Origin of the sequence: Halovenus anhuiensis, assembly GCF_037080055.1 — an archaeon.
Lineage (GTDB): Archaea > Halobacteriota > Halobacteria > Halobacteriales > Haloarculaceae > Halovenus.
On record NZ_JBAOJI010000011.1, the window covers coordinates 17,702 to 40,232 of the forward strand.

Genomic DNA, 22,531 nt, shown 5'->3' on the forward strand with positions numbered 1-22,531 from the left:
CGGGGAGTGCATTTACGAGTATAGATGAAGTCATGAGTGAAGGTTAGAACGAGCAGCCCGTCTGGTCGCAGGTCCGCATCTGCGTCTCTTCGGGGTTCTGAGGAACGTTAATGATCTCGTAGAAGTTCTGCCCGTCGACCTCGGAAGGGTCACGACCCTGTACGGTCATCGTTGAGATGCTCGCACGGTGGTCACAAGCCCGGAACCGCTCGCCGACGCCCCACAGTTGTGGGAACAGCTCGCGGTCCTCCATCTGGTTTCTGATGTCCGCGGTTTCTGTGCCACCGGCGGCGTCGATTGCTTTGAGTGTCGTGCGGACGCCCGCGTACATGCTTGCGGAGAAACCGAGTGGCCGTTCGCCGTACTCGCTTTGGAAAGCATCGGCGAACTCCTGTGCGCCCTCTGCATCGTGTTGCCAGTACCACGGCGCGCTCGCGTAGAAGTTGTCATTGCTCAGGACATCCGGTCCGATCTGCTCGGCCTCGATGATACCCGTCGCCGGCCAGACGCAGACGAAGTCATCGAAGAGATCGAATTCGTTGGCTTGTCGGGCACTCTGGACGTGGTTCGACGCAAACAGATTGAAACTAATGATGTCTGCCCCAGAGTTACGTGCATCGGTGATTGCCTGCGAGTAATCTGTCGCCCCAAACTCGACGAAGCTGTTGCCAAGGTACTCCACGTCGTCGTAGCTTGCGACAATCTGGTTTTCGTTCCAATTTTGAATGGATTGTCCCCAAGAGTAGTCAGCTGAGATCTCGTAGACGCTCTCCCCGAGTCCCTCGTCGAGGACGTACTTGAGGCCACCGCTGGTCTGCTGGACCGCGCTGTTTCCGGCGTTGAACACGTTCGATCGGCAGTCGCCTCCTGTGATAGCGTTACTCCCCCCGACACACGTGTAGATTACGTCCTCACGCTGTGCCAGCTCACCGATTGCCAGAGCGACACTACTGGAGAAGTTCCCCGCCAGGAAGTCTGCGTTCTGCCTCTGGAGTAGTTCGCGTGCAACCTGGGTTGCCTCCTGAGTATCGGTCTGGGTGTCGCGGAACTCAACTTCAACTTCAGTGTCGCTGACATCCCCATCTTCGTTTGCGTGCTGGACCGCTAGTTCGACGCCTTTGACCTGGTTCCCCCCAATGTTCCCGTACGGACCGCTCGTCGGAATCGTTGCGCCGATCATAATACTGTCGGAATCACTGCTGCCACCGCCGGTCAGACACCCGGCAAGTGCGAGTGCTGACCCTGCTGAGGCATATTTGAGGTACTGGCGTCTAGACTCCCCACCGGAATTGGTATTATTTCGCATGCCTAATCGTATGGACAGACCGGTTGTTTATATATTTTTATTCGGAATTATTACATTATCCGCATCAAAGACAAACTACGTCGATCAGTACACTTTCTCATGTCACTTCCTCCTAAGATATTTGTTACTACGTTACGCCTTCTCTCTATGGAGTACACGACATTTGGGCCGACAGGAACGACAGTTAGCCGCCTGTGCTTAGGCTGTATGAGTTTCGGATCGACGGACTGGCGAGAGTGGGTTCTTGAAGAGGAGACAGCTACCGAGATCATCGAGGAAGCAATCGATTTAGGAATCAACTTCTTCGACACCGCAAATATGTACTCGACGGGCGAATCTGAACGGATCCTCGGGAATGCTTTGGAAGGGCGTCGTGAGGAGAGCGTCGTCGCGACGAAGGTGTACTTCCAGATGCGCGACGGTGATCCGAACTCAGGTGGACTCTCGCGGAAGACAATCGAACAAGAACTTGACGCTAGCCTCGACAGACTTGGGATGGACACTGTGGATCTTTACCAGATCCACCGCTGGGACGAGAACACGCCCATCGAAGAGACACTCCGGACACTCGACGATGCAGTCCGGCGAGGGAAGACTCGTTACATCGGTGCGAGTTCTATGTGGGGCCACCAGTTCGGGACCAGTTTACGTACGAGCGACGTGCAGGGGTACAGCCGCTTTGTCTCAATGCAACCGCACTACAACCTCTGTTACCGCGAACAGGAGCGGGAGTTACTACCACTCTGCGACCGGGAGAACATAGCTGTGATGCCGTGGTCGCCGCTGGCCCGCGGATACTTGGCTCGTCCCCACGAGGAGTTCAAGAATAGCAGCCGTCCCGAAGCCGATCCCTGGGTCCTCGATAACCCCTATCATGTCGGCGGTGGGCAGAAGATCAACGAGCGAGTCCAGCAACTCGCGGCTGACGAGGGGGCCAACATGGCACAGATTGCGCTTGCTTGGCTGTTGCACAAGGATGTCGTCACGACGCCGATCATTGGAACGACGAGTGTCGAACACCTCCGGGAGGCCGTTGAGGCGCTCGACATCTCGTTATCTGACAGCGATATTGATTACCTCGAAGAGCCGTACGAGCCGGTCGAACCCGCCCGGTGGTAACCCCGCAGCGTACTATTCACCGTGGCGTTCGAAGACGGTTTGGCGCTCGATTTTCCCGGTGCCGCTTTTCGGAAGCGAGTCTACGAACGCGACTTCTTTTGGATGCTTAAATCGTGCGAGGCGGTCGGCGAGGAACTCGTCAAATTCAGCGTCTGAGATAGGATTACCATCTGTCGTTGCGATCACAGCCTTGACAATCTCACCCCACTTCTCGTCGTCGACGCCGATGACCACAACCTCGTCGACTTTGTCGTGGGAATACAGCGCTTCTTCGACCTCGGAGGGATAGACGTTCTCTCCGCCAGTGATGATCATGTTGTCCTTGCGGCCGTGGATGTGGTAGAACCCGTCCTCGTCGACCTCCGCAATATCGCCAGTGTGGAACCACCCATCCTCCTCGAAGTCTTCAGCGGTCTTCTCGGGAAGTTCTAGATAGCCGTCGGCGACAGTTGGTCCGCGGTGAAGAAGCTCGCCCGTCTCACCCGGCGGGCATTCCTCGCCATCTTCATCGACGACCTTCGCGTCCACGTGGGTGAACGTCTTACCGTTGCACTTTGGTGGCTTATCCATGGCATCCTCGGGCCGAAGGAACAGGGAGCCGTCGGTCGTCTCGGTCAGGCCGTATGCCGCGATACAGGGGACGTCAATTTCTGCAAAGGCCTCCTTGAGTTCGGTTGGGACTGGTTCGCCGCCGCCGACGACCAACTCCAGCGAATCAAGGTCGTACTCCTGCCAGTCTTCGACGCTTATCATCGAGTTGAGCATTGTCGGGACAGCGAAGGTTTTGGTCACGTCGTAGTCAGCCATGATTTCCCAGGTCTCGGCGGGCTCGAACTCCTGCTGGAGGATCACCGTTCCGCCCGCGTGGATCAGAGGGAGCGTGAAGATGTTAAGCCCGCCGACGTGGAAGAGAGGAGCGGAGGTCACAGTCACATCGTCACTGTCGAGTTCGGTGTCGACGATGTAGCTCACCGACGAGAAAAACAGGTTCTTGTGGGAGAGGGGCACACCTTTCGGTCGTCCAGTCGAGCCGCTCGTGTACAACAGTACGGCCGGGTCTTCGAACCCATCGACTACCTCGATTGTATCGGGGTCGCGCTCGTAGAACGAGCTCCAGTCGTCGGCCGCCACTCGTTCGTCACCGTTGGGCTCGCCGATACGAACAGCTGGGACATCGTCGAGTTGCAGACCTGCGGCAGTATCCTCGAAGACGCCCTCATAGACGAACAGTTCAGGATCGGCGTCGTCGTTCAGATACGCGAGTTCGTCGGGCGACAACCGGTAGTTGAATGGCGCGAGGATCGCACCGAGTTTGCACGTCGCAAAGAATAGCTCGAAGAACTCCGCAGAGTTTCGAAACAGTCCACTGATTCGGTCGCCTTTGCTAATACCTCGGGCTTCAAGCTCTGCCGCGATGCTGTTCGACCGTCGTTCGAGTTCGCCGTACGTGTGTTCCTCGCGCGTGGTCTGTTCGACGATGGCAACGTCGTCGGGTTGGTAGTACGATTTCTTGCGGACAATGTAGCCGAAGTTTGATTGTCGCATATCAGAATTCTGTGTGTGTCCAACGCTTATTGTTTTTGTACGATTTTTGTCATTCCTGGTCGCGTAACGCCTCCAGCCGATAGTTCGTCTCGTAAGCGTGGGGGTACTCGGCAAGGAATACGAACAGGCCGTCGAAATCGCGTGGGTGATAGAGGTACTCGGTGAACTCGCCGGCCGTGATCTCCCCGACGGGTTCGACGCCGTCGGCCGCCAAGTCCGCTCGTGCTGCATCGATATCGGCCACCTGAAGCGCCAGCGCGTACAGTCCAGTGCCATGGTCGGCGACGAACTGTCCCACTGCGTCGGCACCGTCGGCCGAGTCCGACGAGACAATATCGATACCGATCCCGCTGTCGTCGATGACGCTCTGGAGGTCGTGGCTGCCGGCCGAAGTCTCGGTCGTCAGAGAGAGTAACTCACCAAAACCGATGTCGAGACGCTCCGAGAGCGTTCCAGAGGTACGGTCGAGGTCGTCAGTGGCGATCACGATTCTGTCGATGTCAACTACGTGCATCGTACCAGTGGTGTCGGAGGGAGGCTACTTGAAACTGTGTCCGTGACGGCAACGAGAAAAGAGGGGTGTCGTGGCGGCGTTTTACGCGACTCCGTTGCGGTCGAGGAAATCCAGACTGGTCTCCGCAAGTCCTTGTGGGTCCTCGAACATCGGGTAGTGCCCCATCTCTTCACCGACGATGAACTCTCCGTATTCGTCGGGAACACTGGCTATCGTGGCCTCCATTATCTCGTCGGGGACGTAGAAGTCCGACTCGCCTTTGAATAGCATGAACGGGCAGGAGATATTACCCAGTTCGTCCCGGACGTCGTGGTTAACCCAGGACTGAAGATCACCGGTAGCAATCTCCTGGGGCGCGTACCGGTGCATCCACCGCGTCTCTTCGACTTTCGCCTCGGATACTGGGCGGTGCATAGATTGTTCGGCTGCCCGTTCCATTATGTCTCGCCAACCCGGGCAAGCGTGTGGGTGTTCGTACACGTTCACGTCGGGGAACGTCGGGGTGTGTGCCGCCCCTTCGAGTGCGAGAGCTGCTCGCATGTCCTCAGAATAGTGACAGGCCATATCGGTGACCATATTACCGCCGATGGAACAACCCATGACGATGGGAGCTTCGTCACAGATATCCTGGATAATCTCCCATGTATACGCCGAATACTCGCGCATCTGTCGGAACGGTTCCCAGTCAACCGGATAAGATTTCCCATGCCCCGGGAGGTCGACGGCGATGGCCCGGTAGCCCGCGTCGGCGATTAGCGGCAGGAACTCGTAGTACTCGATAGAACAGGCACCGGCAGTGTGGATACAGAAGAACGGTAGGCCCTCACCCATCTCCTCGTAGTATATCCGCGTCCCGTCGACATCCGTGTAGTGTCCAGTAGGATCTGTCATGCGTCCCCCTCGACTTTCAGATTCTCACCCATCAGTTCTGCCATCCGAACGATGGCTTCGTGCATTCTGTTCGCTTCAAGCAGATTCCCATCAATAGTTATCTTACCCTGGCTGTAGGCTTTCCAGAACGGCATTTCTGCGTCGTTGACCGCTTGCCAAGCCTCCACGGAACCCGACAGGATGACATCGTATCCTAGTGGGTTCGACATTGGTTCATACTTCATCGTATCGATGATCTCTCCGCCGTACAGTTTGAGCCAGTATCGTTCGTCGTCAACCTCAAGCACTACGTTGACATCTGACCACTCGGCGGCTCGATTGAACTGGGCGTCGTCGTTGCATTTCTCCTGTAATTTGTCGATCCAGTCTTTTGATGGTATGTGCATACCGATACCAACTTTCTTTTGAGAGTACATAATTATAATGCATTATAAATTTACATAATGAAGGTCTGTTTACAATAGGGCACCCAGTAACACGTCATGAAACCCAACTATGACGCGGTGTCTATCGTCGTCAGTACATGTCACCGTGACACTGACGCCGACGCTACTGTTTTAATCCCCCGGTCTGAATAATGTGGCAAGCAATGGTACAGGCAGTTCGGATGCCAATGATGGGTAATACGATGGAAACAGGCCTCCTCGTCGAGTGGCACGTCGACAAAGAGGACGAAGTAACGGATGGGACGGTTCTCGCAGAGGTTGAATCCGAGAAAGCGTCTGCGGAAATCACCGCCAATCAGGACGGAACGCTCGCGAGGGTTGACGTTGAGGCTGGGGAGTCAGTGCCGCCGGGGACGGTCCTCGGGGTCGTGCTTGGGCCCGACGAGAGCATAGCGGATGCACCCGAGCCACGCAGTCGTATTTCAGACGACGCGGACGACGGTGACGGGAGTGATGTACCTAATTCAGAAGCGGAACCTGAAGAGCCAGCAGCCGAGGAGTCGTCGGGAGATCGCGATGAGCGTGAGCGCGCGGCCCCAGGCGCACGCAAGTTGGCTGCGGAACACGACCTCGACCTCGCAGCGATCGACGGCAACGGTCCTGAGGGAGCTGTTCTTCGGAGTGATGTAGAAGCAGTCCTCGATCAGGGAGAATCAGAGCCAGAGGCGACCGAAACGGCTACTACGGGGCCGGACTTTACGAGTCCAAGCACGCGGCGACTGGCGAGAGAACTCGGTGTCTCCCTCGACGACGTCGAGGGACAGGGAATCGGTGGGCGAATCACTGAATCCGACGTTCGCGCCGCAGCAGGACGGGCGGACCAGCAGTCGGCCGCGGAACCCCCCTCATCGAGTACCACCGTGGATACTCATCCATCGGATGTCACAATCACCGAGGAACAGCCCCTTTCGGGAATGCGCAAGACTATCGCCGACCGGATGTCACAGTCCGCACGGCAAGCGCCCCACGTCACGCTCAACCGCGAAATTGGCGTCGAACGGGCATTCGAAGCGGCTGAGGACCTAACGACTCAGTGGGATGTGAATATTGGATTCACAGATCTTCTAGTCGGAGCTTCGGTCCGTGCCCTCGCAGCGCACCCCGATTTCAACGCTTGGTTCGAGGACGAGACGGTCAGGAACATTGCCGAGCGAAATGTCGCGGTGGCCGTAGACACAGACCGAGGCTTGCTGACGCCGGTGATTCGGTCCGCCGGGGAGCGATCTCTGACAGAAATCGCTGTCGAGCGACGCCGTCTAACCGACGATGTCTTGGACGGAAAGCATACCATGGACGACTTGCAAGGAGGAACATTCACGATTACCAACCTCGGGATGTTCGGCGTGGACTCGTTTGATCCGATCATCAACCCGCCCCAAATTGCCATCCTTGGCGTCGGTCGAGTCCGTGAGGATGGCGACGAGCGTACCTGTACGCTCTCGTTGTCGTTCGACCACCGCGTGGTAGATGGTGCCGCTGCTGCTCAGTTCCTGGATACGATTACTGAGGGGATCGAGTCGCCGTCACTCGTCGTCGCAGACCGAGCAGACGCTCGGACGAAGATCGACGCAGCGAAAGCCGAACACGACGCCAGCGGGGACGACATTACGGAACCCGCGAGCGAGCTGGGAGAAGACGACGTTGCTGAAATCATCTCCCGTGATGTCCAAGCGCACGCGAACGAGATAGCTTCGAGCCATGACTGGCCCGTTCCAGAATTCGAGGTGACGCTTAATGACGGCGGGCCCTCGGTTGTGATCGGGTCACCGAACGGGGCAACACTGGCAACGACGAAGCGACTCGTATATGCCGCATGCCGAGAATCGGAATACGCGGATACGATCGCCGGCCTCAACGATCCGGAAATCACCGGTCTGTGAGAAGCACCCCGTATTTTATGACTGTTTCCTGGCAAAAATACTAATACACACGAGTAGAAGTAATATGTGATGGATTTCGCTCTCTCCCAAGAGCAACAGATGATGCAAAGCTTGGCCGAAGACATTAGTTCGGACTACCCGCTCGACTATTGGCGTCAGAAAGACGATGCGGAGGAGTTCCCTCACGAGTTCTGGGACGAACTCGCAGATGCCGGGTTCACGGGTCTGACCGTACCAGAAGAGTATGGCGGTGAGGGACTCGGTATGACCGAGATCGTCGCGACCGGGTTGGCCCTTGGACGAAACGGCGGGGGCGTCAGCGGACCAAACCTACTCACGCTCGGCCCAGTGTTCGGCGGCATTTCGCTTAACGAACACGCCAACGAAGAACAGAAGCAGCGATGGCTTCCCGAGATTGCCGATGGTGCAATCGTCTCGCTCGGCCTGACCGAACCGGACGCCGGACTTGACACAGCTGGTATCAAAACGACTGCCGAGGAGGATGGGGACGAGTATGTCCTGAATGGGACGAAGATTTGGACAACGGGCGCACACGTCTCGGACTACATCGTTACCCTCGCACGGACATCGCCGATGGAAGACGGCTCGCGCCACAGCGGCATCTCGCTGTTCGTCGTCCCGTCTGATGCCGACGGCATCACTGTCAACAAAATCGACAAACTCAGTATGCGATGTCTCGGTTCCTGTGAGGTGGTCTTCGATGGTGTCCGGGTGTCCGAAGAGAACCTGCTCGGCGAGGAGGATAAAGGATTTTACCACCTGCTGGGCACGCTCAATACTGAGCGGATTATTTGGGCAGCAATCCCGCTTTCGGCTGGGGAACTCGCGCTGGACCTTGCAGTCGATTATGCGAAGGAACGAGAGGCATTTGAGCGCCCGATTGGAAAGAATCAGGGTGTCCAGTTCCCGCTTGCAGAATCAAAGATGGAACTGGAAACGGCAAAGCTCATGATTTATAAGGCCGCTTCGTTGTACGACAAAGGAGAGGACTGCTCGATGGAGGCCAACGCTGCGAAGTTCATGGGTGCCCGGGCCGGATTCAATGCGTGTGACCAAGCGATCCAAACCCACGGCGGCATGGGATTCGCCGATGAGTACCACGTTGAGCGACTCTATCGGGACGTTCGCCTAGCACGTGTCGCACCAGTGAGTGACGAATTAGTCAAATCATTCGTCGGTACGGAAGTCCTCAACCTTCCACGATCGTACTGAGGGTTGTTGGTCAAGCAGAGTTGTCAAGGATTGCCCCTCATCGGTTAGTCACGCTAGCTTTCGGTTTCCTCGCCGGCCTATTCTCCGAAACAACGGACATTCAGTCGGAGACTGGGGAAAACATAATGGTGGTGGGTCGAAAGGTGGAAATATGCGCGCAGCAGCATTTACGGCCCTTGGTGGCCCGTCGGGTGTCGAAGTAATCAATCTAGAATCGCCGACTGCGGACGCTGGGCAGGTGGTTATCGATGTCGAAGGTGCATCGGTAAACAGACACGACCTTCTATACCTCGAAGGCGACTTCAGGTTGCAGGAAGACCACCTACCGTTCGTCTCCGGCGTCGACGTCGCGGGCACAGTCCGGGAAACTGCAGACGATGTCAATGGTTTCCAGCCGGGTGACCCAGTAGTGTTGAACCCCATGTTGACCTGCGGGTCGTGTCGGTTCTGTCGTGATGGGCCTGAGAACCTCTGTCAGGAGTACAGTCTCTTTCACGGTGGCTTCGCCGAACAGGCAGTCGTCGACGCTGATCGATTGATCCCCGTGTCTGATGCGGTAGATCTGATAGCTGCAGCTGCCTTACCGGTGGCGTACATGACCGCCTGGCACATGTTCCGTCGCGCGGAGGTCGACGCAGGCGACACCGTACTGATTCCTGGCGCAACGGGCGGTGTCGGCGTCGCGGCTACACAACTCGCAGACGCAATGGGCGTCCGATCAATTTGTACTTCGTCGTCGGCCACAAAACTGGAACAACTCCCAGCGTTTGGTGCCGACCGACTAATCCAAGCGGCAGATACGACAGAGCTAGGTGAGAAATTGGACGATATAGTACCCGTTGACGCAGTGATTAATCACTTGAGTGGGGAGTTTACGGGAGTGTGTATGTCCGCACTTGATCGGGGCGGTCGAATGGTGATTTGTGGTCGGACGGCTGGACAGTTCTCCGAGATTGATACCCAAGAACTGTTTCTCGAACACAAGCGAGTGATCGGGAGTACGATGGGTACTCAGGCCGACCTCGAACGAGTCGTCGGGTTATACGAAGACGGGACCATCGAGCCGCCGGTTCACGAAACATACGGGCTGGATCGGGCCGGGCAAGCGTTCGCCGACATGCGAAACCGAGACGTCATCGGGAATCTCGTCATTACACCTTGACCCGTCCGGACTGATGGAATATCGACCGGCGTGTTGGCAGCGGGATGCCTTTGTCACACATCATACAAGAACAAATAAACGCAGTGTGGACAACTATTATGAGAACACCCCTCGAAGACTCGAAAGATGGCAGGAGAGTACCAGACAGTCGAGGTTGAACGAGACGAATCGATTGGAACAGTTCGCGTAGCGCGGCCAGAGGCGATGAATGCGGTCAACGCCCAAGTGTTGGTCGAACTCGCTGACGCAATTGAGACACTGTCACCTGAAGTTCAAACAGTGGTCCTGACGGGCGAAGGTGACGATGCCTTTATCGGTGGTGGAGATATCAAAGAGTTCCAAGACCAGTCGGGCATCTGGTTTCGTAGCGAGTTCCGTGAGGCGATGAGCGACCTAGAAGAGGCGATTGAGGGAAGCCGTGTCCCGGTGATAGCCGCCGTCAACGGGGCGGCTCTTGGCGGCGGCACCGAGATCGCGCTCATGTGTGATCTCATTGTCGCAACTGAAAGCGCTATATTCGGCCTGCCGGAGATTGGTCTCGGAATTATTCCAGGTGCAGGTGGGACGCAGCGTCTCGCGCACCTTGTGGGCTATTTGAAGGCCAAGGAGTTGATACTGACCGGGAAGCACATTTCGGCGAGCGAAGCCGTTGAAATCGGACTCGCCAACGAGGTTGTCGATGACGATGAGTTCGACACACATATCGACGAGTTAGCGACTGAACTTGCTGACGGGCCACCGGTTGCTCAGTGGTTCGCCAAGAAGTCCATTAATGAGACCAGAGCTCAGCTGGAGTCTGGATTGGAGCTAGAGGCGGCATTGGCTGGGCTGCTATTCGAGACCGAGGACAAAGAAGAAGGACTGAGCGCGTTTGTCGAGAAACGCGACCCTTCGTTCGGCAAATAGCATGACAATCCGCTGACGCCGGCACATAGTTTTTTGTGTCCCGGTTCACGATATCAGTTCATGCCAGATGTGGTAGCTGAGTATACGGAACAGTTAATCGACCAACTTCGGGAAATGATACTAATACGGGAGTTCGAGACGCGGGTAAGTTCGCTGTTTGAGGACAACGAACTTCCCGGGTTCGTCCATCTCTGTCTCGGGCAAGAGGCGGTCGCAACCGGAGCCTGCTGGGCGATTGACGACGATGATTTCATCACGAGTACGCATCGCGGTCACGGTCACTCGATTGCCAAGGGTCTGGAACCAGACCGGATGATGGCAGAGCTTTTCGGCAAAGAAACCGGATACTGCGGCGGGAAGAGCGGAAGTATGCATATTGCTGATGTCGACCAGGGAATGCTCGGCGCCAACGGCATCGTCGGTGCGGGTCCCTCGCTGGCTGCTGGGGCGGGGCTGTCCATTGATCAATCAGACGACGATCGTGTTTGCTTGTCGTTTTTCGGCGAAGGCGCGATGGCGGAGGGCGTCGTCCACGAGTCGATGAACCTTGCGGGCGTCCGAGACCTCCCGGTTGTATTCATCTGCGAGAACAACCAGTACGGGGAGATGACACCTGCAGAAGATCAGCATAACGTCGATGGGTTTGAGGCCCGAGGTGAAGCTTATGGCATGCCTGCCGAGACAATCGACGGTATGTCTGTCCATGAGGTCTACGAGGCGACTGCTGAGGCGGTTGAACGCGCCCGGAATGGAGGCGGCCCTTCTCTGATCATCTGTGAGACGTACCGATATCACGGCCACTACGAGGGTGATCCAATGACCTATCGCACCGAGGAGGAGGTAGAGCAGTGGCGCGAACGTGACCCAATTACAACCCTCGAGAAATCCCTTGTCGAGAGCAATAATCTCGATGAAAGCGATGTAGAGGAGATACGCGCAGTTGCGAGCGAGCGAATCGACGAAGCAGTCGAGTTCGCCCGAGACAGCGACTATCCCGACGAGCAAGCGGCTTTTGAGGGTGTCTACACAGAGGAGATCTGACGATGCCAGAGAAATCAATGCGAAACACGATCAACGATGCACTGTCAGAGGAACTTTCCCGCGACGACTCGGCATATCTCATTGGCGAGGACATCGGGAAGCCAGGGGGTAGTTTCGCCGTCACTAGAGGGCTCTACGACGAGTTCGGCGGTGATCGGGTCATCGACACCCCAATTAGCGAAGCGGCAATCGTCGGGAGTAGCGCGGGCGCAGGGTTGACCGGCTCTCGCCCAATTGCGGAGATCATGTATGCTGATTTCATGGGTCTGGCAGTTGATCAGGTGATGAATCAAGCTGGTCTATTTAAGTACATGTTCGGCGGCGACGTGACCGTCCCAATAACAATTCGAACCGTCAACGGTGGGCCTGGATCGAATGCTGCCGCTCAGCATTCGAAGAGCTTGCACGGGCTGTTCATGCACATGCCGGGGGTCAGGGTTGTTCTCGCGAACACAGCGTACGACGCTAAAGGGCTGCTCAAAAGCGCGATTCGGTGTGATGATCCAGTCATCTTCTTTGAACATATGGAACTGTATAACCGCGAAGGAGAAGTTCCCGAGAAGTCCTACACACTACCGCTCGGTGAAGCAGTGGTCGAACGTGAGGGTGCGGATGTGACAGTCGTCGCCACACAAAAGATGTTTCACCATGCGCTTGACGTGGCGTCGTCGATCTCCGACGAAATCAGCGTCGAGGTCATCAACCCTCGGACGCTGAAACCGCTGGACGTCGAGACGCTCGTCGAGAGCGCCAAAAAGACTGGTCGCGTCGTCGTCGCTGACGAGTCCGTCATCCAGAATGGACCAGCGTCTTATATCGCCCAACGCATCGAAGAGGAGGCATTTTACCACCTCGAAGCACCGGTTGAGGTTATCGGCGTCGACGATACGCCGATTCCGTTCTCACCGCCGCTAACCGAGGCCGTCGTCCCTGACGCATCGGACATTGAAACTGCGATCCGAGGAATGCCACGACTATGAGCTTAGAAGACCGAATCACACGACTGGAGCACCGAGAGGCGATCACCGAACTGCGAGCAGAGTACTGTTACCAGATCGACTCGCGAAACTGGGACAGATATGCAGCCCTATTCACCGAAGACGCACATCTTGATTTCGGCCCAATCGGATCCTTCGATGGACGGGATGCAGTTCGGGACTTCGCCGAGAATATCGTTGGGGAGGAACATCCGTTTCTTGCCCATATGGTCCACAACCCGATAATCAATATTGATGGGACGGCGGCAACTGGGAAGTGGTACTTCGAGGTCCCTTGTACCTTTGCGGAGGGCTCTGCGGGATGGATTCAGGGCGTCTATGACGACGAGTACAAACTAGTCGATGGGGAGTGGCGATTCGCAGAGGTTATTGCTGACTTCAACTACTTTGCAGAGTATGACGAGGGTTGGGCCGAAATCGTCGGGAGTGATCAATCGTAGTTCATCAGTACTTCGACGATGTTGCCCGACCGCATAAGCAACTCCGGGAACTCTTCGTGGAATCGCTCGTCGTCAATGCGATTCGTCGGTCCGTAGATTGTCAGCGACCCCCGGATTCGATCGTCTCGGTCGATAACAGGCGTCGCTATCGAGCGCATGCCAGTCAATCGCTCCTCGTCGTCGAGCGCATAATTATTTTCACGAATCCAAGCTAATTCGTCGTCCAACTCATCTCGGTCGGTGATTGTGTTCTTCGTTCGTTCAACCAACCCGTGCTGATCGATAATGTCGGACACCCGGTCTTCATCGAGATACGCGAGAATTGCTTTTCCTGGTGCCGCGGTATGCATATGCATGACAATACCATTGTATATATTGACCGGGATAGCTTCAGTTCCCTCTTCAGTGGCGATGATTACTGCCTTTCCGTGTTCCTGAACTGTGAGACTCGCGTGTTCTCCGGTTTCCGCCGCCAACTGTTCAAGCTCGTCGCTAGCAGCCTGATAGATCTCCATGTTACGACGGTTGATATCTCCGATCCGGAGGAAATCTGAACTGATGTGATACGTCTGACCTCGCTGTACCAGATACCCAAGTTCGTACAGAGTGACCACGTGGTCATACACGGTACTCTTCGGTCGATCCAACTCCGCAGTTAACTCGGAAATCCCCGCTCCGCCTCGCTCTGCGATTATCTCGATTATTTCAAACGATGTCCACAGGGAATTGATCGGTAGATCTTGCGACATACATGAACATGTATGCCGCACCTTGAAAAGTTTCCGGCATTACCAAACAGACTGAGTTACCGACAATCTTCCTGTTTTGGGAGTATATAGCATAATAATTCTCAACTTTACCACCAATTTCTGTTGGTCTGATTCGAAACTGCTGTGTGTGGTGTATGTGTACATGTACCAAAGACCAACAAATCGTCCGGTATTACCAATTGAGAAATCCGCCGGCGAATAGCTATGAAATAGTTCTTTTCTGCACCGCTCTGGGGAATATGTGAAAGAGTCTGGAGTGTTACATTATTTCGATATTATATCGATTTAGGCTACAAAAACGTCTAAGGCGACTTTTACTGTATTTTGAGAGAGTCCAAGGATTACTCTGAAGTGGAATATATCCCAACCGGTATTACCAGATGCTATATCCGAGTACGAGTAGAGTGATGAATTTCGGATTGGTATTCGAACCGACGGACTAAGCGAATTGGACTGGATTAATTTCCCTATCAAATCGAGTGGAAACGGCCGACTCACATGGCAACGAGGTATTGAGCAGCTTCGGGACAACAACCAGCTAACACTCGGAGAGTTTCAGACTTTAGCTGATAGTCGCATCGTCTGTGAGGACTGTAATTCTCAGTTCGATATTCTGGAGTTACTTGATCAAGGGGGGTTGCAACTGTGAGACAGTAGAATGAATAACAGACATAAGATTGTTATTCAATTGCGTATTTTCCAAAGCTTTGATAGTAGTGGATCAGTAGTGTCTTTATATGAGTATGGAACAAGTCGGCTCAAAGGCAAAATTCACCGTGGAGAAACTCGGTGGGATCGACGAAACATCTGTCGCAATCGAACCAGGTGTGACGGTGTTGGCGGGTCGGAATGCTACTAACAGGACTTCGTTTTTGAAAGCGGTGATGGCTGCTATCGGGAGCGATGATGTTTCAGTGAAGGCTGATGCTGACGAGGGTCACGTTACATTGGTGCTTGACGGGAACACCTATACGCACACGCTTGAAAGTCGCAGTGGAACCATCTCCACTAGTGGTGACCCATATCTAGCGGATCCGACTGTCGCTGATCTCTTTGCGTTTCTATTGGAATCTAACGACGCCAGACGGGCAGTAGTTACCGACGGTGATCTAAGAGAGATTATTATGCGGCCGGTCGATACCGACGAAATTCAAGCAGAAATCAACCGTCTGGTCGAGGAGCGACAACAGATCGACGATGAACTTGATGAACTCGATGACCTCAAAAGTCGGCTGCCCTCTCTTGAGGAAGAGCGGAAACGACTTGAGAGTCAGATTGAAGATAAAAAAACCGAACTCGAGGAACTCGAAGCGGAAATCGATGTGACAGATGCCGACGTTGAACAGAGTCGCGAGGAAAAGGCGGAACTAGAAGAAAAACTCGAAAACCTCCGACAAAAGCGCTCAGACCTCGAAGACGTACGGTATGAGCTAGAGACCGAACAAAACAGTATCGAATCTCTCCGGGCTGAGAAACGTGAGGTCGAGACCGACTACGAGGAACTCTCTGAAACTCCGGCGGGCGAGCTAAAGGAATTAGACTCGCGGATCAAGCGGCTTCGTAATAATAAACAGGAATTAGAGTCAGAGTTGAACGAACTCCAGAGCGTCATCAGGTTTAATCAAGAGCGACTCAAAGAGGATACTGACGAGTTCATGCCAGCGGTAGACAATCAAAACAACGACAGTGCAGCGATTACTGATGAACTCCTGCCAGAGAAGACAGTCACCTGCTGGACGTGCGGCACCGAAGTTGAGTCTAATCAGATTGAAGCCACGATCGAAACCCTGCAAGATCATAGTCAAAAGACTGTCAGTGAAATCAATGATATCGATACGGAACTGGAGGAAGTGAAGGCGGAAAAACGCGAACTACAAGACCAACAACGCCAACGGGAGCAGCTCAAACGCCGCCAGCGCGAACTGAAAGATGAACTCGAGAATACGGAACGCAGAATCGAGACCTTATCGGAACGCCGTGAGGAGCTACGCGAAGAGATTGAGACAATCGAGGCAGAGGTCGAGGATTCTGAGAACAACGCGTACGAAGAGATACTCTCTCTTCATAAGGAGGCGAACCAATTGGAGTACGATCTTGGGACACTCGAAAACGATCTTGAACGAGTCGAAGAGAATATTGTGACGATTGAGAATCAACTCGATGAGGAATCCGAACTGGAGGCTCGGCGGCAAGATGTCGCGGATGAAATTGAAGGGCTACGGACGAAGATCGAACGAATCGAAACGCAGGCAATCGAGGAGTTCAACGATCACATGGACACGATGCTCGATGTCCTCGAATACAAGAATATCTCGCGGATCTGGCTAGAACGAACTGAGACGGAGGTGTCCGATGGCCGCCACAAGCGAGACAAGAGTGTTTTTGATTTGCACATCATCCGCCAGACGGAGTCAGGGGTAACCTACGAAGACACGGTCCATAACCTCTCAGAAAGTGAACGCGAGGTAACCGGACTGGTATTTGCTTTAGCGGGATATCTCGCCCACGATGTCCACGAAAAAGTCCCATTCATGTTGTTGGACTCGCTTGAGGCAATTGACTCTGAACGGATTGCAATCCTCATTTCTTACCTCGAAGACTACACAGAGTATCTCATCGTCGCGCTGCTACCAGAGGACGCAAGTGCGCTTCCTGAAGAGTACGCACGACTCACTGAAATCTGAACAGGTTTCACTAACAAACATAATGGTGTTATTCTAAATGTTCTGAGTGCACGTTATGAGATATTTGCACTGCTTAGTAGCGAGAAGGTGCATATTATTGATATGCAATATTGAGTTCAAGTTCGTTTATTATTCCCAGGAGGAGATCAGGAAGCTCTTGGTTGAACCATTCCCCTTTCATTCGATGTGTCGGGCCCGAAATTGAGAGTGCACCGATGACTCCCTGTTCTTCGAGAACGAGCGGTGCGCCGACAGCGTGAAGCCCTTCAATATTCTCTCCGTGATTGAACGCGTATCCACGGTCTCGGATATCCTCCAGTTCGCTCAACAAGGCCTCCCGATCAGAGATGGTATTTTTTGTAAGAACCGGCAGCCCCCATTCCTCGATGATTGTCTCTACTTTCTCCTGGGGGAAATGAGCGAGAATGGATTTGCCAGCCGATGTAGAGTGGAGATACATTCGTTTCCCTGTCCCGGAGTTTGTCTCGACGGCATGTTCGCCGGTTTTACGGTAGAGAAACACACCTTGCCCATGTTCCTCAATGACGAACTGTGCGCGTTCATCAGTCCGTTCTGCTAAGTCTGATACTTTCTCGGCGATCATCGAATATTCTTGCCGGCGCGTGCGAGAATGTTCTCCGAGTCGGAGAAATTTCGTGCCCACGTGATAGACGCTTCCGTCTTTGGTTAGATATCCCTCATCGTACATCGTAGAAAGATATCCATGGACTGTACTCTTTGCTAACTCACTCTCTTCGGCAAGTTCAGTGACTGTTGCACCGCCAGTTTCCCTGATCTGTTCCACGATCTCCATTGCTCGGTGGACTGATTTCACAGATCGGTTATCACTACTGTTAGATTCCATATGTGGAGACTACTCACAGACAGTATTAAAGATTCGGGATTATCGAACAATACGCATTATGTGTTACTATACCTCACACATCTACTCTGGGGTCGCTGTCGAACACAGTGGGTTCTGTAGTTTGATTCGGTATCGCCGTACAATACAATTTCCAGCGAAAGAGAGTTTGCAGCGTTCAATCGTATACAACGGCATTATACCCGAATTTGAGTTGTTCGGGTATCGTGAATAGGAACAAATTCTTCTCTAAAAGGGATAATATTGATTTAAATTGAGGGACTGTGGGCGGTTTCGTCTTTTAATAAGATCAAGGCACCAGATAGAGGTCTCTCATGAGTAAGTTTGAGCCTTGTCTGTTCACTAATGCCGAAAAGAGAGGGTTGAGGATGATTATACAGCAGCGCGCTTTCCACCTAATCGTCTACGAGCAGCACACCAGTATGGTTTTCAGCGTAGTTCAGCCATAGATTTATTTTGTAGCCACCAAAACGTGTACAGAATGAGTTCGTTACAGTCAGCCATGGAAATGGTAGAACTGTCCGAAGAGCAGCGATTGATTCGGCGGAATATTCGTGAGATCTGTGATAATTTCGGCGACGAGTATTGGCGTGAGAGGGATAAAAACGCGGAATACCCGACTGAGTTTGTCGAAACACTGGCGAATGAAGGGTGGATAGGTGCGCTCGTTCCCGAAGAGTACGATGGCCCGGGGATGTCGACGAGCGAAATTGTCGTTATTATGGAAGAAATCGGCGCGACAGGAGGCTTCGCTGCAGCCCAGTCGATCCACGGTGGCATCTACAATATTCCGCCCATCGTTAACTACGGCAGCGAAGAGATGAAATCAGAACTGTTGCCCAAAATAGCCGCCGGCGAGACGGCCATCCAGTCGCTCGGACTCACAGAACCGAATGCAGGGTCAGATTCTACATCGATTGAAACTGTCGCTGAGCGGGAGGGCGACGAGTACATCATTAACGGGCAAAAAATCTGGATCTCCCGGGTGGATCATACCGATTATCTGATTTTGATGGCTCGGACAACCCCGAAGTCTGAGGTCGAGAAAAGTACGGAAGGAATCTCGATGTTCCTTCTCGATGTGAATCGAGTGCGTGACAGTGACAGTTTCGACATGAAGTCGATACCAAAAACTGCCGCGAGATGTGTCCACTCATACGAACTCTGGTTTCAGGATCTTCGGATCCCGGAAGATCATCTCATCGGCGAGGAGGGCAAGGGATTCTACCAGTTACTTGACGGCCTCAACGAGGAGCGTCTTGTCATCGCCGCTGAGTGCATCGGGCTGGGACGGTCCGCACTGGTCACTGGTGCCGAGTACGCCAGCGAACGGGAGGTCTTCGGCCGGAAAATCGGGAAGAATCAGGCTATCCAGCATCCACTGGCAGAGGCCTTCGCTGATCTCCAGGCTGCAAAACAAGTTGTTTACAACGCGGCTGACCGAATCCATGATATCTCGCGGACCGACGCAGGTATCCAAGCGAACATGGCGAAGTATCTCGCGGCTGAGGCTGCATTCGAGGCGGCCGATGTCGCAGTCCAGACCCACGGTGGTTTTGGCGTCGCCAGAGAGTACGATATCGAACGGTATTTCAGAGAGGCTCGGTTGACGCGACTGGTACCAATCACGCAGGAACTCGCGCTGAACTATCTGGGAACCAAAGCGCTTGATCTTCCGCAGTCGTACTGACCCATCTTGCGTACCGCCCAACCCACGAAAAGAATTAATGTGATACGTAGTCACACACAGTATATGGGTGAACTAGAGACATACTCGCACTTTATCGACGGCCAATACGTTGACTCGGAAAGCGATGATCGCGGTGAGGTATCGTATCCGTACAATGACGAGGTCTGGGCATCGGTCCCGCTCGGAACTACGGGAGATGTCGACAGCGCGGTCGAGGCATCCCGAAACGCGTTCGAGAGCGAGGAGTGGGGTGATCTTCTACCGAGCGAGCGGGCTGATCTGCTAGAGAACATCGGTGATGTTATCGACAAGCACGCCGGCGAACTCGCGGAGATGGAGACCCGACAGAACGGGAAACTCATCAGGGAGATGCGTGGGCAGATGCAGGCACTTGGCGATTGGTACAGGTATTACGGCGCGCAGTGCCGGACGATGGAGGACAAAGTCGTTCCGGTCGAGAACAAAAATGGAGAGATGTTCAACTACGTCGTCCAAGAGCCTCGAGGGGTGGTCGGCGCTGTTACGCCCTGGAATTCCCCATTGCTTCTGACAACGTTCAAACTCGCTCCCGCTCTCGCGGCCGGCTGTACATTTGTCCACAAGCCGAGCATGTACACGCCGGTCAGTGCTCTCAGGTTCGCTGAGTTGCTTCACGAGGAGGCAGGTCTCCCAGCCGGAGTCTATAACGTCGTGACCGGAGAGGGGAGGCCCACGGGCAGTAGTCTGGTGAGCCACGAGGATATCGACAAAGTTGCGTTCACAGGAAGCACGCAGGTTGGGCGTGAAATTGGGAAGCAAGCGGGCGAGAGTCTGATTCCGGCCTCCCTGGAACTCGGCGGAAAGAGTCCAAACATTGTGTTCCCGGACGCAAACCTCAACAACGCAATCAATGGAGTCATCAAGGGCATTTTCGCAGCGACGGGACAGACCTGTCTGGCTGGCTCGCGGGTGTTCGTCCACGACGATATCTCCGAGGAGTTCGTGGACAAATTCACTGAACGGGCTGCAGCTGTCGAACTCGGTGATCCGATGGATCCAGAGACGGAGATGGGTCCGGTCGCGTTCAAAGATCAATGGGAGACCGATATGGAGTACATCGAACTCGCGCAGGAAGAGGGCGCGACGCTGCAGTTCGGTGGGAGACAGCCTGAAGACTTGCCCGGCGAGTGTTTCCTCGAACCGACAATTCTAACAGACGTCGAGAACGGGATGACCGTCGCACAGGAGGAAATTTTCGGCCCAGTGGCGAGCGTCCTGACCTTTTCCAGCGAGGACGAGGTAATCTCTCAGGCAAACGGCTCACAATTTGGGCTTGCAGCCGGCATCTGGACCGAAGACATGCGGCGTGCCCACAGGCTGGCAAGCGAACTCGAGGCCGGAACAATCTGGATCAACGAGTACCGAACGCTCGCCTACAACTCCCCGTTCGGCGGCTACAAGGACAGCGGCCTCGGTCGCGAGAACGGAACCGAAGGACTCGAGGAGTATCTACAGACAAAAAGCGTCTACAAGGACCTTTCCGGCGAAGTGTCCGATCCGTTCAAACTTGGTTGAGTGGGGCTGCTACAGAAGTCCGGTGACCGTAGAGATATCCTCGACATTCCGCAGCGAATCCAGGCGACGGTAGGCTGTCTCGGCGGAGTCTTCGGATCGGATGACCTGGCAGCACATCTCAAATTTTTCCCGTAGTTCGGCGTCAGTCAGCGGATTATCAGCCGTTCCGGGGGGTTGCTCTTGCGTTCGCTCGTGGACGGATCCGTCTGTCATTTCGACTGTGACTGATGCACCGTAATCGTCGTACGGTCGATTCTCATCAAGAGCGAAAGAGACCCGCTTGCGAATCTCTTCAACTTCTGGGTCAGAAATTGACTGCTGATTGAACGCATCAATGTCAACTGTTCCGTTGACAACCGCGTACGCGATGAGATACGGCATGGAAAACTTGGCTTGCGTTGGGGTCTCGGGATCGTCATATTCGACAGCATCGATAGCTCCCTGTGAGGCCTCGATGCGTATCGATTCGATGTCGTCAGCACCAATACTGTACTCGGCAAGGAGTTGGACTGCGCCGTAGATCGCTGCGTGAGTGTAGTAACAGCAGGCGTACTTTTTGACATCGATTCCGTCAGTAAGTAGCTGCCACTGTTCGCCGAGGTCGTGAGCAGCGGTGAGGTCGGGTGGTTCTTGACCGCGATACAGGTCGAAAAATCCTCGCTCACCGCTGATCGCGGTTGGGTCGGCATCCACTCCTTCGGCGGCTAACCGCGCGGAACTGACACCTGACCTAGCGGCCTGCCCGGCGTGAACAGGCTTAGTCATCGAACCGAAATTCCGTTTGAGGCCGGCTGGCATTGATGCAGCGATATTGAGTGCGTGTCGAATCTCGGACTGGGAGAGGTCAAGAAGCGACGCGGTGGCAGCAGTCGCGCCGAAGACGCCGATGGTTGCCGTTGCATGCCAACCTCGCTCGTAATGTTCCGGACTGATCGGCGCGGCGAGATACGCTTGTGTCTCGAAGCCGATCACGTAGGCGGTCAGCAGTTCTCGGCCGGCCGCTGCGTTGCGCTCGCCGATCGCGAGCAGCGGCGCGACCATCGGAACACTCGGGTGGCCGTCCGTTGCAGACAGCGCCGTGTCGTCAAAATCGAGCGCGTGTCCCGCCGTCGCGTTCGCGAAAACAGCGGCCAGTAGACTCGATGTGTTTGCCCCGCCGAGCAGCGTCGTCTCTCCCTTTTCGTGTGCTGCAATCCGCATCGCTCGTGCGCCAGCGTCGCCATCGCTGCCCGCCATGGTCACGCCGACAGTATCGACAAAGGCACACTCTGCAGCACGGACTGCTTCAGTTGGAATATCACCGTAGTTCGTTTCGGCGACGAACGTGGCAAGCCTGGTTTCTGGTGTCTGCGAAGACTGTTGGCCCATATATTGGCGATTTTTCTGTTTTTACTAATAGCTGTTGCCGGTGGCCTGGCACTGACCAGATGACTTTAGACAGTACAACCGAATGTCCCCTAGATTTATAA

Annotated in this window: 20 protein-coding genes and 1 pseudogene; 12 read left to right on the forward strand and 9 right to left on the reverse strand. The window is 54.5% G+C overall.

The genetic code is table 11. The features are described 5' to 3' along the window. Nucleotides 1-43: 43 nt before the first annotated feature. Nucleotides 44-1,180 carry an ABC transporter substrate-binding protein gene (locus tag V8P86_RS17460; protein WP_336328575.1) on the reverse strand — a complete coding sequence of 379 codons (1,137 nt, stop codon included), beginning with the start codon at nt 1,178-1,180 and terminating at the stop codon, nt 44-46. 273 nt (nt 1,181-1,453) lie between these two features. On the opposite strand from V8P86_RS17460, the gene V8P86_RS17465 reads away from it, so the two are divergent. Next, nucleotides 1,454-2,425, forward strand: coding sequence for an aldo/keto reductase (locus V8P86_RS17465; protein ID WP_336328576.1), 972 nt, complete (start codon nt 1,454-1,456; stop codon nt 2,423-2,425). A gap of 12 nt (nt 2,426-2,437) precedes the next feature. Here V8P86_RS17465 and V8P86_RS17470 read toward each other — a convergent pair whose 3' ends face one another. From V8P86_RS17470 to V8P86_RS17485, 4 genes are all read right to left on the reverse strand, one after another. Beyond that, nucleotides 2,438-3,970 carry an acyl-CoA synthetase gene (locus V8P86_RS17470; protein ID WP_336328577.1) on the reverse strand — a complete coding sequence of 511 codons (1,533 nt, stop codon included), beginning with the start codon at nt 3,968-3,970 and terminating at the stop codon, nt 2,438-2,440. Nucleotides 3,971-4,019: 49 nt separating this feature from the next. Beyond that, the gene (locus V8P86_RS17475) at nt 4,020-4,484 is read right to left on the reverse strand and encodes a VOC family protein (protein WP_336328578.1); all 465 of its coding nucleotides are present in this window, start codon (nt 4,482-4,484) and stop codon (nt 4,020-4,022) included. An 81-nt stretch (nt 4,485-4,565) separates the two neighbouring features. Further along, on the reverse strand, nt 4,566-5,375 hold the full coding sequence (locus V8P86_RS17480) for an alpha/beta fold hydrolase (protein WP_336328579.1): 810 nt from the start codon (nt 5,373-5,375) through the stop codon (nt 4,566-4,568). Then, complete coding sequence (locus V8P86_RS17485; RefSeq protein ID WP_336328580.1) at nt 5,372-5,761, reverse strand: SCP2 sterol-binding domain-containing protein; 390 nt, start codon at nt 5,759-5,761, stop codon at nt 5,372-5,374. Before V8P86_RS17485 ends, V8P86_RS17480 begins: the two co-directional genes overlap by 4 nt. A gap of 203 nt (nt 5,762-5,964) precedes the next feature. Between V8P86_RS17485 and V8P86_RS17490 the strand changes: the two genes are divergently transcribed. From V8P86_RS17490 to V8P86_RS17520, 7 genes are all read left to right on the forward strand, one after another. Beyond that, nucleotides 5,965-7,701, forward strand: coding sequence for a dihydrolipoamide acetyltransferase family protein (locus tag V8P86_RS17490; protein WP_336328581.1), 1,737 nt, complete (start codon nt 5,965-5,967; stop codon nt 7,699-7,701). A gap of 69 nt (nt 7,702-7,770) precedes the next feature. Beyond that, a complete protein-coding gene (locus V8P86_RS17495) occupies nt 7,771-8,934 on the forward strand; it encodes an acyl-CoA dehydrogenase family protein (protein WP_336328582.1) in 1,164 nt (387 codons plus the stop codon). Between the two features lie 151 nt (nt 8,935-9,085). Then, on the forward strand, nt 9,086-10,096 hold the full coding sequence (locus V8P86_RS17500; protein ID WP_336328583.1) for a quinone oxidoreductase family protein: 1,011 nt from the start codon (nt 9,086-9,088) through the stop codon (nt 10,094-10,096). Nucleotides 10,097-10,222: 126 nt separating this feature from the next. Next, nucleotides 10,223-11,002: an enoyl-CoA hydratase/isomerase family protein gene (locus V8P86_RS17505; RefSeq protein WP_336328584.1), complete on the forward strand. Its 780-nt coding sequence runs from the start codon at nt 10,223-10,225 to the stop codon at nt 11,000-11,002. Nucleotides 11,003-11,062: 60 nt separating this feature from the next. Then, nucleotides 11,063-12,043 carry a thiamine pyrophosphate-dependent dehydrogenase E1 component subunit alpha gene (locus V8P86_RS17510; protein ID WP_336328585.1) on the forward strand — a complete coding sequence of 327 codons (981 nt, stop codon included), beginning with the start codon at nt 11,063-11,065 and terminating at the stop codon, nt 12,041-12,043. 2 nt (nt 12,044-12,045) lie between these two features. Beyond that, nucleotides 12,046-13,023, forward strand: coding sequence for an alpha-ketoacid dehydrogenase subunit beta (locus V8P86_RS17515; RefSeq protein ID WP_336328586.1), 978 nt, complete (start codon nt 12,046-12,048; stop codon nt 13,021-13,023). Beyond that, nucleotides 13,020-13,481 carry a nuclear transport factor 2 family protein gene (locus V8P86_RS17520; protein ID WP_336328587.1) on the forward strand — a complete coding sequence of 154 codons (462 nt, stop codon included), beginning with the start codon at nt 13,020-13,022 and terminating at the stop codon, nt 13,479-13,481. The genes V8P86_RS17515 and V8P86_RS17520 overlap by 4 nt, the downstream gene beginning before the upstream one ends. On the opposite strand, the gene V8P86_RS17525 is transcribed toward V8P86_RS17520, so the two are convergent. Both V8P86_RS17525 and V8P86_RS18985 read right to left on the reverse strand, forming a co-directional pair. Further along, nucleotides 13,472-13,996 (reverse strand): IclR family transcriptional regulator, encoded by a 525-nt coding sequence (locus tag V8P86_RS17525; protein WP_336328588.1) that lies wholly within the window; start codon nt 13,994-13,996, stop codon nt 13,472-13,474. The genes V8P86_RS17520 and V8P86_RS17525 overlap by 10 nt on opposite strands. A 72-nt stretch (nt 13,997-14,068) precedes the next feature. Continuing rightward, nucleotides 14,069-14,230, reverse strand: a pseudogene (locus tag V8P86_RS18985) (helix-turn-helix domain-containing protein); the annotation flags it as partial. Between the two features lie 469 nt (nt 14,231-14,699). Between V8P86_RS18985 and rdfA the strand changes: the two are divergent. Both rdfA and V8P86_RS17530 read left to right on the forward strand, forming a co-directional pair. After that, nucleotides 14,700-14,900, forward strand: a complete 201-nt coding sequence (gene rdfA, locus V8P86_RS18990; RefSeq protein ID WP_442909424.1) for a rod-determining factor RdfA — start codon at nt 14,700-14,702, stop codon at nt 14,898-14,900. A gap of 88 nt (nt 14,901-14,988) precedes the next feature. Beyond that, nucleotides 14,989-16,935: an archaea-specific SMC-related protein gene (locus tag V8P86_RS17530; protein ID WP_336328589.1), complete on the forward strand. Its 1,947-nt coding sequence runs from the start codon at nt 14,989-14,991 to the stop codon at nt 16,933-16,935. A gap of 94 nt (nt 16,936-17,029) precedes the next feature. Here the strand turns inward: V8P86_RS17530 and V8P86_RS17535 are convergent, their stop codons facing one another. Further along, a complete protein-coding gene (locus V8P86_RS17535; RefSeq protein ID WP_336328590.1) occupies nt 17,030-17,800 on the reverse strand; it encodes an IclR family transcriptional regulator in 771 nt (256 codons plus the stop codon). Nucleotides 17,801-18,299: 499 nt separating this feature from the next. Here V8P86_RS17535 and V8P86_RS17540 point away from each other — a divergent pair, with 499 nt between their 5' ends. Further along, nucleotides 18,300-19,508, forward strand: coding sequence for an acyl-CoA dehydrogenase family protein (locus tag V8P86_RS17540; protein ID WP_336328591.1), 1,209 nt, complete (start codon nt 18,300-18,302; stop codon nt 19,506-19,508). A gap of 63 nt (nt 19,509-19,571) precedes the next feature. Beyond that, a complete protein-coding gene (locus tag V8P86_RS17545; protein ID WP_336328592.1) occupies nt 19,572-21,062 on the forward strand; it encodes an aldehyde dehydrogenase in 1,491 nt (496 codons plus the stop codon). Nucleotides 21,063-21,071: 9 nt separating this feature from the next. On the opposite strand, the gene V8P86_RS17550 is transcribed toward V8P86_RS17545, so the two are convergent. Beyond that, a complete protein-coding gene (locus V8P86_RS17550) occupies nt 21,072-22,430 on the reverse strand; it encodes an MmgE/PrpD family protein (protein ID WP_336328593.1) in 1,359 nt (452 codons plus the stop codon). Nucleotides 22,431-22,531: the final 101 nt, after the last annotated feature.

Excerpts from the sequence above, each read along its gene's own strand:
- V8P86_RS17460 (WP_336328575.1), bottom strand. The coding sequence starts at position 1,180 with ATGATCGGCGCAACGATTCCGACGAGCGGTCCGTACGGGAACATTGGG.
- V8P86_RS17465 (WP_336328576.1), top strand. The coding sequence starts at position 1,454 with ATGGAGTACACGACATTTGGGCCGACAGGAACGACAGTTAGCCGCCTG.
- V8P86_RS17470 (WP_336328577.1), bottom strand. The coding sequence starts at position 3,970 with ATGCGACAATCAAACTTCGGCTACATTGTCCGCAAGAAATCGTACTAC.
- V8P86_RS17475 (WP_336328578.1), bottom strand. The coding sequence starts at position 4,484 with ATGCACGTAGTTGACATCGACAGAATCGTGATCGCCACTGACGACCTC.
- V8P86_RS17480 (WP_336328579.1), bottom strand. The coding sequence starts at position 5,375 with ATGACAGATCCTACTGGACACTACACGGATGTCGACGGGACGCGGATA.
- V8P86_RS17485 (WP_336328580.1), bottom strand. The coding sequence starts at position 5,761 with ATGCACATACCATCAAAAGACTGGATCGACAAATTACAGGAGAAATGC.
- V8P86_RS17490 (WP_336328581.1), top strand. The coding sequence starts at position 5,965 with ATGGTACAGGCAGTTCGGATGCCAATGATGGGTAATACGATGGAAACA.
- V8P86_RS17495 (WP_336328582.1), top strand. The coding sequence starts at position 7,771 with ATGGATTTCGCTCTCTCCCAAGAGCAACAGATGATGCAAAGCTTGGCC.
- V8P86_RS17500 (WP_336328583.1), top strand. The coding sequence starts at position 9,086 with ATGCGCGCAGCAGCATTTACGGCCCTTGGTGGCCCGTCGGGTGTCGAA.
- V8P86_RS17505 (WP_336328584.1), top strand. The coding sequence starts at position 10,223 with ATGGCAGGAGAGTACCAGACAGTCGAGGTTGAACGAGACGAATCGATT.
- V8P86_RS17510 (WP_336328585.1), top strand. The coding sequence starts at position 11,063 with ATGCCAGATGTGGTAGCTGAGTATACGGAACAGTTAATCGACCAACTT.
- V8P86_RS17515 (WP_336328586.1), top strand. The coding sequence starts at position 12,046 with ATGCCAGAGAAATCAATGCGAAACACGATCAACGATGCACTGTCAGAG.
- V8P86_RS17520 (WP_336328587.1), top strand. The coding sequence starts at position 13,020 with ATGAGCTTAGAAGACCGAATCACACGACTGGAGCACCGAGAGGCGATC.
- V8P86_RS17525 (WP_336328588.1), bottom strand. The coding sequence starts at position 13,996 with ATGGAGATCTATCAGGCTGCTAGCGACGAGCTTGAACAGTTGGCGGCG.
- V8P86_RS17530 (WP_336328589.1), top strand. The coding sequence starts at position 14,989 with ATGAGTATGGAACAAGTCGGCTCAAAGGCAAAATTCACCGTGGAGAAA.
- V8P86_RS17535 (WP_336328590.1), bottom strand. The coding sequence starts at position 17,800 with ATGGAATCTAACAGTAGTGATAACCGATCTGTGAAATCAGTCCACCGA.
- V8P86_RS17540 (WP_336328591.1), top strand. The coding sequence starts at position 18,300 with ATGAGTTCGTTACAGTCAGCCATGGAAATGGTAGAACTGTCCGAAGAG.
- V8P86_RS17545 (WP_336328592.1), top strand. The coding sequence starts at position 19,572 with ATGGGTGAACTAGAGACATACTCGCACTTTATCGACGGCCAATACGTT.
- V8P86_RS17550 (WP_336328593.1), bottom strand. The coding sequence starts at position 22,430 with ATGGGCCAACAGTCTTCGCAGACACCAGAAACCAGGCTTGCCACGTTC.